This window comes from Haemophilus sp. HMSC071C11, assembly GCF_001837655.1.
Taxonomy (GTDB): domain Bacteria; phylum Pseudomonadota; class Gammaproteobacteria; order Enterobacterales; family Pasteurellaceae; genus Haemophilus; species Haemophilus influenzae.
The window spans coordinates 23,563-31,754 of record NZ_KV833440.1 but is presented as its reverse complement, the minus strand read 5'-3'; the positions used below and the strand labels follow the sequence as shown (position 1 = coordinate 31,754).

The following is an 8,192-nucleotide window of genomic DNA, read 5'->3' as shown; positions in this document are numbered from 1 at the left end:
AGAAGAAGTAAAAAGAAAAGTGCGGAGAAAATTCTCCGCACTTTTTTATTCTATATTTGATAATTCGTTTAAATATTTATTAAGTTAATAGATTTTAGATAATAAGTCATTTATTTGATTCCTAGAACAATAAATACATTGCTCCTTATAAATGACACTTCTATAATTTTTAATTAATTGGCATTAATCAAATAAACTACTATGTTATGTCCACTCAAATTTCACTTACGCTATTTTTTCCATAAGAAATTACGTCAAACATACAGAATTTCCCACAAAAGTTTAGAATTTATCTGCCTAATCATAGGCATGGCTTGCCTGACTTGGTTTACGAAAAAATATACTCCATATGTTGGAGGAAGTGGTATTCCACAAGTGATTGCATCAATTAATCTTCCTCATAGTAGCTATAAAACCAAATTAGTTGAATTCAGCCAAACTATTTGGAAAATTCCTCTTACCTTTTTGGCTATGCTTATCGGTGTATCAGTTGGGCGTATTAGCTACTGGTTTTATTCTTGTCGCGATTCAAGGAAACAGCCCTTATTTTCCACGTTATCAAGGGGCAACATCGGTTTCTTGTCTCTATCTTTGGCTTGCAATTTGTGGGGTGGGTTATGGCATTCTAGGTGGCATATTTGGACGATTATTAGCAAAAGGTATCGCAGGATTATCACCTGAAAAATGGCGTGGCTGGGTTCGCCAACATCCTATTTATATTGCTTTATTATTGGGTTTAGTGCTTGCCGCACTGTTGGAGTGGAAATGACAGGCGCGCAACTCGTTCTCATTTGGCTCTTGATTTCCAGCATTATTGCATCCATAATCTCGCGCCAATTTAGTCCTAAACCATTTTACCACTTTGCTGCAGGCCGTTTTCGCCAGCAAATGCAAGCTCGTCAAGCCGAAGAATTACGCAGCAAAACCAAACAAGAGAAATAAAAATGCCTCAAAATCTACCGCACTTTTACCGCGGCCGTTTTTCTGTTGCGCCAATGTTAGATTGGACAACACGCCATTGTCGTTATTTTCATCGCCAATTTTCAAAGCACGCATTACTTTACACCGAAATGGTCACTGCGCCTGCGATTATCCATGCCAAATACGATCACTTGGATTTTGATTTACAAGAAAATCCCGTTGCGTTACAGCTGGGAGGAAGTGATCCTGAACAACTCAAATATTGTGCAAAACTTGCTGAGGAACGAGGTTATCACGAAATTAATCTTAATGTAGGATGCCCTTCTGATCGCGTACAAAATGGAATGTTTGGCGCCTGCTTAATGGCGAAAGCAGATTTGGTGGCCGACTGTGTAGAACAAATGCAAAGTGCGGTCAAAATTCCAGTCACAGTGAAAACACGTATTGGTATTGATGAATTAGACAGCTATGAATTTTTATGTGATTTTATTGAGAAGGTTCAAGGAAAAGGTTGCCAAGAGTTTATTATCCATGCACGAAAAGCTTGGCTTTCAGGGTTAAGTCCCAAAGAAAATCGAGAAATTCCACCATTAGATTATGCTCGAGTGTATCAACTAAAACGTGATTTTCCACATCTAACTATCGCAATTAATGGCGGCATAAAAACCATTGAAGAAATGAAACAACATTTGCAATATGTGGACGGCGTGATGGTTGGGCGAGAGGCCTATCAAAATCCAAGTTTACTTGGGCAAATTGACCAAGCCTTATTTGATCCTAACGCTGCAATTGTTACCGCTCATGAAGCGGTACAGTCAATGCTTCCTTATATTGAACAACAACTTAACCAAGGAATACACCTTAATCATATCGTCCGCCATATGCTAGGCGCATTCCAAAATTGCAAAGGTGCCCGTCAATGGCGACGCTATTTAAGCGAAAATGCGTTTAAACAAGGTGCGGGAGTTGAAGTGGTTGAAACCGCCCTAAGCTTTGTAGAAAACGAATCCTAAAAAACAAAATAAGCCGCAAAAGTGCGGCCTATTTTTCAGCTGTTTTTCTTACGCAATACGCATTTGAAAAATCACCAATTCAGCTTGGCAACAGAAAGTGAAATCTGCCTTTAATAAATAGCCATCATCCACTTTTGTAATTTCAGATTGAATTTCACAAGGTTCACTTTCTACATCACGCGCTTTCTGAGTAAAAAATGCGAGTGCTTCTTGAGCTTGTTCTTCACTGTCATAAATATATTCAATAACCTGACTACAATCACGATTATCGAAAAGTGATTTCATATCAAAAGTATTACAACCTACACATTCAATCGGTTTTTCAGTTTGAATTGCCATAATATTATCCTTTTATTCAGATTATTTTGCAGCGACAAAACCCACTGCTTCATACACTTTAGCCAAGGTTTCTTGAGCTTTTGCACGCGCTTTTTCCGCACCTTGTCGTAAGATATTATCTAATAAAGCTTCATCATTACGATATTGATGGAAACGCTCTTGTAAACCAGTAAGTAAGGTTGAGACTTCATCCGCTACTGCAGTTTTTAAATGTCCGTACATTTTACCTTCAAATTCTTTTTCAAGATCAGCTATTGGCTTATCTGTAACCGCAGAAAGAATATCTAAAAGATTGGATACTCCCGCTTTATTTTGCACATCATAACGAACAACAGGCGGCTCATCTGAATCCGTTACGGCACGTTTAATTTTCTTCGCCACAGATTTTGGATCTTCTAAAAGTGTCACCACGTTGTTGCGGTTATCATCTGATTTTGACATTTTCTTTTCAGGATCTTGCAATGACATAATACGCGCGCCTGCTTTTCCAATGAAAATTTCAGGAATAGTGAAAATATTGCCATAAAGCGCATTAAAGCGGTTTGCAATATCACGCGTAATTTCTAAGTGTTGTTTTTGGTCATCGCCAACAGGCACGCTTTTTGCTTGATAAAGTAAAATATCCGCCGCCATTAACACTGGGTAATCAAACAAACCCACGTTAATATTTTCTGCATAACGCGCTGATTTATCTTTAAATTGCGTCATTCGGCTCATTTCACCGAAATAGGTGTAACAGTTTAACACCCAGCTTAATTGCGTGTGTTCTGGAACGTGAGATTGAACAAAAATAGTACTTTTATTTGGATCAATTCCGCACGCTAAATAAAGTGCAAGCACATCAAGGGTTGCTTTGCGAAGGGCAACAGGATCTTGACGAACAGTGATCGCATGTAAATCAACTACGCAGAAAATACATTCATAATCCTCTTGCATTTTCACCCAGTTGCGCAACGCACCCAAATAATTTCCGATAGTTAATTCACCAGAAGGCTGCACGCCACTAAAAACAATTGGTTTTGCCATAATCAATCCTTAATACCTTAAAACTGTTCACACATCATATCAGAAACTCTAGGCTTTTTTAATGTTCGAGTTCAAAAGCTAGGTTAAAAATGCTATATTTAACGGAAACGTTTTCCTAATATTTACTAATGAAAAACTACCACGATATTGTTCTTGCTCTTGCTGGCGTGTGCCAATCAGCAAAATTGGTTCATCAACTTGCAACAGAAAGTCGAGCAGATTCAGAGACATTTTTAACCGCACTTAATAGCCTTTTCATTACTCAGCCTCAACGAATTGAAGATGTTTTTGGTGGCGAAGTTCGTCATTTAAAATTAGGTCTAGAAACCTTAATTCATCAGCTCAACGCGCAAGGCGATCAAAATTTAACTCGCTATTGGCTAAGCCTTTTAGCATTAGAAGGAAAATTATCGAAAAATCCCGATGCCAAACAAACATTAGGCAATCGAATTTCTCGCCTAAAAGAACAGGAAATTCATTACGCTCGTGATAGTGAAACAATGCTATCTATTATGGCAAATATTTACAGCGATATTATTAGCCCATTGGGCAAAAAAATTCACATACTAGGCTCGCCTGATTATTTGCGACAAGAACTCGTGCAAAATAAAATCCGTGCAGTTTTACTTGCAGGCATTCGCTCTGCCGTGCTGTGGAAACAAATGGGCGGAACAAAATGGCAAATTTTATTTTTCCGCAGAAAATTACTTGCCGCCGCAAAACAGATTTATTCTTCTATTTATTAATACAATTCTGGAGCAAACATTTATGCAACTCTCTACACTGACCGCACTTTCCCCTCTTGATGGTCGTTATCAAGATAAAGTAACGCCATTACGTGCTATTTTTAGCGAATTCGGGTTAATGAAATTCCGTGTAGCTGTGGAAGTTCGTTGGTTACAAAAATTAGCTTCAACGGCAGACATTAGCGAAGTACCGCCATTTTCTATGCAAGCAAATGCTTTTTTAGATGGAATAGTGGCTAATTTTAATGAGGCCGATGCTGCGCGTATTAAAGAAATTGAACGCACAACCAATCACGATGTAAAGGCCGTTGAATATTTTCTGAAAGAGAAAATTCAAAACGAAGTGGAACTAGTGAACGTGTCCGAATTCATTCACTTCGCTTGCACCTCAGAAGATATTAACAATCTCTCTCACGCATTAATGTTAAGCACCGCTCGTGACGAAGTGATTTTACCAGAATGGCAAAAACTGATTGATGAAATTACTCGTCTTGCAGAAGAATATAAAACGATTCCATTACTTTCTCGCACACATGGCCAGCCAGCTTCACCAAGCACCGTGGGCAAAGAAATGGCGAATGTCGTTTACCGCCTAAAACGTCAATTTAAACAACTCCAAAATGCGGAAATCTTAGGTAAAATCAATGGTGCAGTAGGTAACTACAATGCGCATTTATCGGCATATCCTAATATTGATTGGCATAAATTCAGCGAAGAATTTGTCACTTCATTAGGTATTCAATGGAATCCTTATACCACACAAATTGAGCCGCACGATTACATCGCTGAATTTTTTGATGCTGTAGTTCGCTTTAATACCATTATCATTGATTTTGATCGTGATTTATGGGGATACATTGCATTAAATCACTTTAAACAACGAACGATTGCAGGTGAAATTGGTTCTTCTACCATGCCACACAAAGTCAATCCAATTGATTTTGAAAACTCAGAAGGCAATCTAGGATTAGCCAATGCAGTGATGACCCATTTAGGTCAAAAATTACCAATTTCTCGCTGGCAGCGTGACTTAACAGATTCAACTGTATTACGTAATTTAGGCGTAGGATTAGGTTATTGTTTGATCGCTTATGTTTCAACACGCAAAGGCATCAGTAAACTTGAAGTAAATCAACCGCACTTATTAGAAGAACTCAATCAAAACTGGGAAGTTTTGGCTGAACCAATTCAAACCGTAATGCGCCGCTATGGAATAGAAAAACCTTACGAAAAATTAAAAGAATTAACGCGAGGTAAACGAGTGACAGAACAGGCTATGCGTGAATTTATTGATAAGTTGGATATTCCACAAGAAGAAAAATTACGTTTACAAAAATTAACACCTGCTACTTATATTGGGGCTGCAGTGGAATTAGTAGAAAAACTATCATAGGAATTTGGCTCTTTTTTCAACAATATTCTTTACAAGAACATAGCTTTTCTCTATAATCCTGTGCCTGTGTTAGTCAATCTAACAAATTTCTGGTTGGTGCTTGACCTATTCAAGCCCCATCCAAGACCGTAGGGGAGTAATCTTAATTATCCTACGTAGATGGTGAACAGAATAAGAATTTTTCTTGCTTCTGGGCGCCGAAGTCATCCTAGTCTTAGGATTAGGTAAATTAATTCCGAGTAATCGGAGTGTATTCAGGAGCTAAAAGCCAATGGCATTAAATCTTCAAGACAAACAAGCAATTGTTGCTGAAGTAAATGAAGCAGCCAAAGGTGCACTTTCAGCAGTAATCGCGGATTCTCGCGGTGTAACTGTTGAGAAAATGACTGAATTACGTAAATCAGCACGTGAAGCTGGCGTTACAATGCGTGTAGTTCGTAATACTTTATTACGTCGCGCAGTTGAAGGCACAGATTACGAATGCTTAAAAGATACGTTTGTAGGTCCAACACTTATCGCGTTCTCTAACGAACACCCGGGCGCAGCTGCTCGTTTGTTCAAAGAGTTTGCTAAAGCAAACGATAAGTTTGAAATTAAAGGTGCAGCCTTTGAAGGTAAAATCCAAGATGTTGAATTCTTGGCAACATTACCAACTTACGAAGAAGCGATTGCACGTTTAATGGGCACAATGAAAGAAGCTGCAGCAGGCAAACTTGCTCGCACCTTCGCGGCATTACGCGACAAATTACAAGAAGCAGCTTAATCATTAAGCGTTTCTTACTTCATCTAACTTTATTTATTTTAGGAATTGATTGTTATGTCATTAACTAACGAACAAATCATTGAAGCGATTGCTTCAAAAACTGTAACTGAAATCGTTGAATTAATCGCAGCGATGGAAGAAAAATTCGGTGTTTCAGCAGCGGCAGCAGTAGCAGCAGCTCCAGCAGCAGGCGGCGCAGCGGCAGCAGAAGAAAAAACTGAATTCGACGTTGTACTTAAATCTGCAGGTGCGAACAAAGTAGCAGTAATTAAAGCAGTACGTGGTGCAACTGGTTTAGGCTTAAAAGAAGCTAAAGATTTAGTTGAATCTGCTCCAGCTAACTTAAAAGAAGGCGTTTCTAAAGAAGAAGCTGAAGCACTTAAGAAAGAATTAGAAGAAGCGGGTGCAGAAGTAGAAGTTAAATAATTTCTATTTTAACCACTTTAAAATTCAAAAAACCGATGGGAAACCATCGGTTTTTTCTTATATAAAAGTTTGTTATAGCTTTTACTTAAAAACTTACCATTTGCTATCTTTCTAAGATAGAATATTACCCGTTGTTATTGATGAATAAAGAGAAAATTTATGACAAAAAAAGCATTAAGTGCGGTAATTTTAGCAGCTGGAAAAGGAACGCGTATGTATTCTGATTTACCCAAAGTTCTACATACAATCGCGGGTAAACCAATGGTAAAACACGTGATTGATACTGCCCATCAATTAGGCTCAGAAAATATTCATTTAATCTATGGTCACGGTGGGGATTTAATGCGTACCCATCTTGCGAATGAACAAGTAAATTGGGTATTACAAACAGAACAACTTGGCACAGCACATGCAGTTCAACAAGCAGCACCTTTCTTTAAAGATAACGAAAACATTGTTGTACTTTACGGCGATGCACCATTAATAACTAAAGAAACATTAGAAAAATTAATTGACGCGAAACCAGAAAATGGCATTGCATTGCTTACCGTAAATTTAGATAACCCAACAGGCTATGGACGAATTATCCGTGAAAATGGGAACGTTGTAGCCATTGTAGAACAAAAAGATGCAAATGCAGATCAACTAAATATTAAAGAAGTAAATACTGGCGTTATGGTATCTGATGGTGCAAGTTTCAAAAAATGGCTAGCTCGTGTAGGTAATAATAATGCTCAAGGCGAATATTACTTAACGGATCTTATTGCTCTCGCAAATCAAGATAATTGTCAAGTTGTTGCTGTACAAGCAACAGATGTCATGGAAGTTGAAGGCGCAAATAATCGCTTACAATTAGCCGCACTTGAACGTTATTTCCAAAATAAACAAGCCTCAAAATTATTACTTGAAGGCGTAATGATCTACGATCCAGCTCGTTTTGACCTACGTGGAACATTAGAGCATGGAAAAGATGTGGAAATCGATGTTAATGTTATTATCGAAGGTAATGTTAAACTCGGTGATCGCGTAAAAATTGGCGCAGGTTGCGTATTGAAAAATGTTGTTATTGGCAATGATGTAGAAATAAAACCCTATTCAGTGCTAGAGGATTCTGTAGTGGGAGAAAAAGCCGCAATTGGCCCATTTTCTCGTTTACGCCCAGGTGCAGAACTCGCAGCTGAAACGCATGTCGGCAACTTTGTAGAAATTAAAAAATCTACCGTTGGTAAAGGTTCTAAAGTAAATCATCTAACTTATGTTGGCGATTCAGAAATTGGCTCAAATTGTAATATTGGAGCGGGTGTCATAACCTGCAACTACGATGGTGCAAATAAATTTAAAACGATCATCGGTAATGATGTATTTGTGGGATCTGATACACAATTAGTCGCGCCAGTGAAAGTCGCAAATGGTGCAACTATTGGTGCTGGGACTACAATTACACGTGATGTTGGCGAAAATGAATTAGTGATTACAAGAGTTGCTCAACGACATATTCAAGGTTGGCAACGACCAATAAAGAAAAAATAAAATAGCATAAAAAATCCTACGTATTATCGTAGGAT

General features: G+C 38.2%; 10 protein-coding genes and 1 pseudogene. 9 read left to right on the top strand and 2 right to left on the bottom strand.

The genetic code is table 11. The features are described 5' to 3' along the window. Positions 1-201: 201 nt before the first annotated feature. From HMPREF2644_RS09495 to dusA, 4 genes and pseudogenes are all read left to right on the top strand, one after another. Positions 202-438 (top strand): annotated as a pseudogene (locus HMPREF2644_RS09495) (chloride channel protein EriC); the annotation flags it as partial. 43 nt (positions 439-481) lie between these two features. Further along, positions 482-769, top strand: a complete 288-nt coding sequence (locus HMPREF2644_RS09435) for a chloride channel protein (protein WP_229380874.1) — start codon at positions 482-484, stop codon at positions 767-769. Further along, positions 766-942, top strand: a complete 177-nt coding sequence (locus tag HMPREF2644_RS09430) for a hypothetical protein (protein ID WP_005688121.1) — start codon at positions 766-768, stop codon at positions 940-942. Before HMPREF2644_RS09435 ends, HMPREF2644_RS09430 begins: the two co-directional genes overlap by 4 nt. 2 nt (positions 943-944) lie before the next feature. Beyond that, positions 945-1,934 (top strand): tRNA dihydrouridine(20/20a) synthase DusA, encoded by a 990-nt coding sequence (dusA, locus tag HMPREF2644_RS06695; protein WP_038440476.1) that lies wholly within the window; start codon positions 945-947, stop codon positions 1,932-1,934. A gap of 48 nt (positions 1,935-1,982) precedes the next feature. Here the strand turns inward: dusA and HMPREF2644_RS06690 are convergent, their stop codons facing one another. Both HMPREF2644_RS06690 and trpS read right to left on the bottom strand, forming a co-directional pair. Next, the gene (locus HMPREF2644_RS06690) at positions 1,983-2,273 is read right to left on the bottom strand and encodes a YfcZ/YiiS family protein (protein WP_005636074.1); all 291 of its coding nucleotides are present in this window, start codon (positions 2,271-2,273) and stop codon (positions 1,983-1,985) included. 21 nt (positions 2,274-2,294) lie between these two features. After that, positions 2,295-3,299, bottom strand: a complete 1,005-nt coding sequence (gene trpS / locus HMPREF2644_RS06685) for a tryptophan--tRNA ligase (protein WP_038440474.1) — start codon at positions 3,297-3,299, stop codon at positions 2,295-2,297. Between the two features lie 128 nt (positions 3,300-3,427). Here trpS and hflD point away from each other — a divergent pair, with 128 nt between their 5' ends. The 5 genes from hflD to glmU all read left to right on the top strand — a co-directional run bounded on the left by hflD (position 3,428) and on the right by glmU (position 8,157). Then, positions 3,428-4,045: a high frequency lysogenization protein HflD gene (gene hflD, locus HMPREF2644_RS06680; RefSeq protein WP_042593986.1), complete on the top strand. Its 618-nt coding sequence runs from the start codon at positions 3,428-3,430 to the stop codon at positions 4,043-4,045. A 22-nt stretch (positions 4,046-4,067) separates the two neighbouring features. Then, positions 4,068-5,438, top strand: a complete 1,371-nt coding sequence (gene purB, locus HMPREF2644_RS06675) for an adenylosuccinate lyase (protein WP_042593987.1) — start codon at positions 4,068-4,070, stop codon at positions 5,436-5,438. Positions 5,439-5,709: 271 nt separating this feature from the next. Next, positions 5,710-6,201, top strand: a complete 492-nt coding sequence (gene rplJ / locus HMPREF2644_RS06670; RefSeq protein WP_005626605.1) for a 50S ribosomal protein L10 — start codon at positions 5,710-5,712, stop codon at positions 6,199-6,201. 54 nt (positions 6,202-6,255) lie between these two features. Continuing rightward, positions 6,256-6,627, top strand: a complete 372-nt coding sequence (rplL, locus tag HMPREF2644_RS06665) for a 50S ribosomal protein L7/L12 (RefSeq protein ID WP_005650892.1) — start codon at positions 6,256-6,258, stop codon at positions 6,625-6,627. Positions 6,628-6,786: 159 nt separating this feature from the next. Beyond that, positions 6,787-8,157: a bifunctional UDP-N-acetylglucosamine diphosphorylase/glucosamine-1-phosphate N-acetyltransferase GlmU gene (gene glmU / locus HMPREF2644_RS06660; RefSeq protein ID WP_044332992.1), complete on the top strand. Its 1,371-nt coding sequence runs from the start codon at positions 6,787-6,789 to the stop codon at positions 8,155-8,157. Positions 8,158-8,192: the final 35 nt, after the last annotated feature.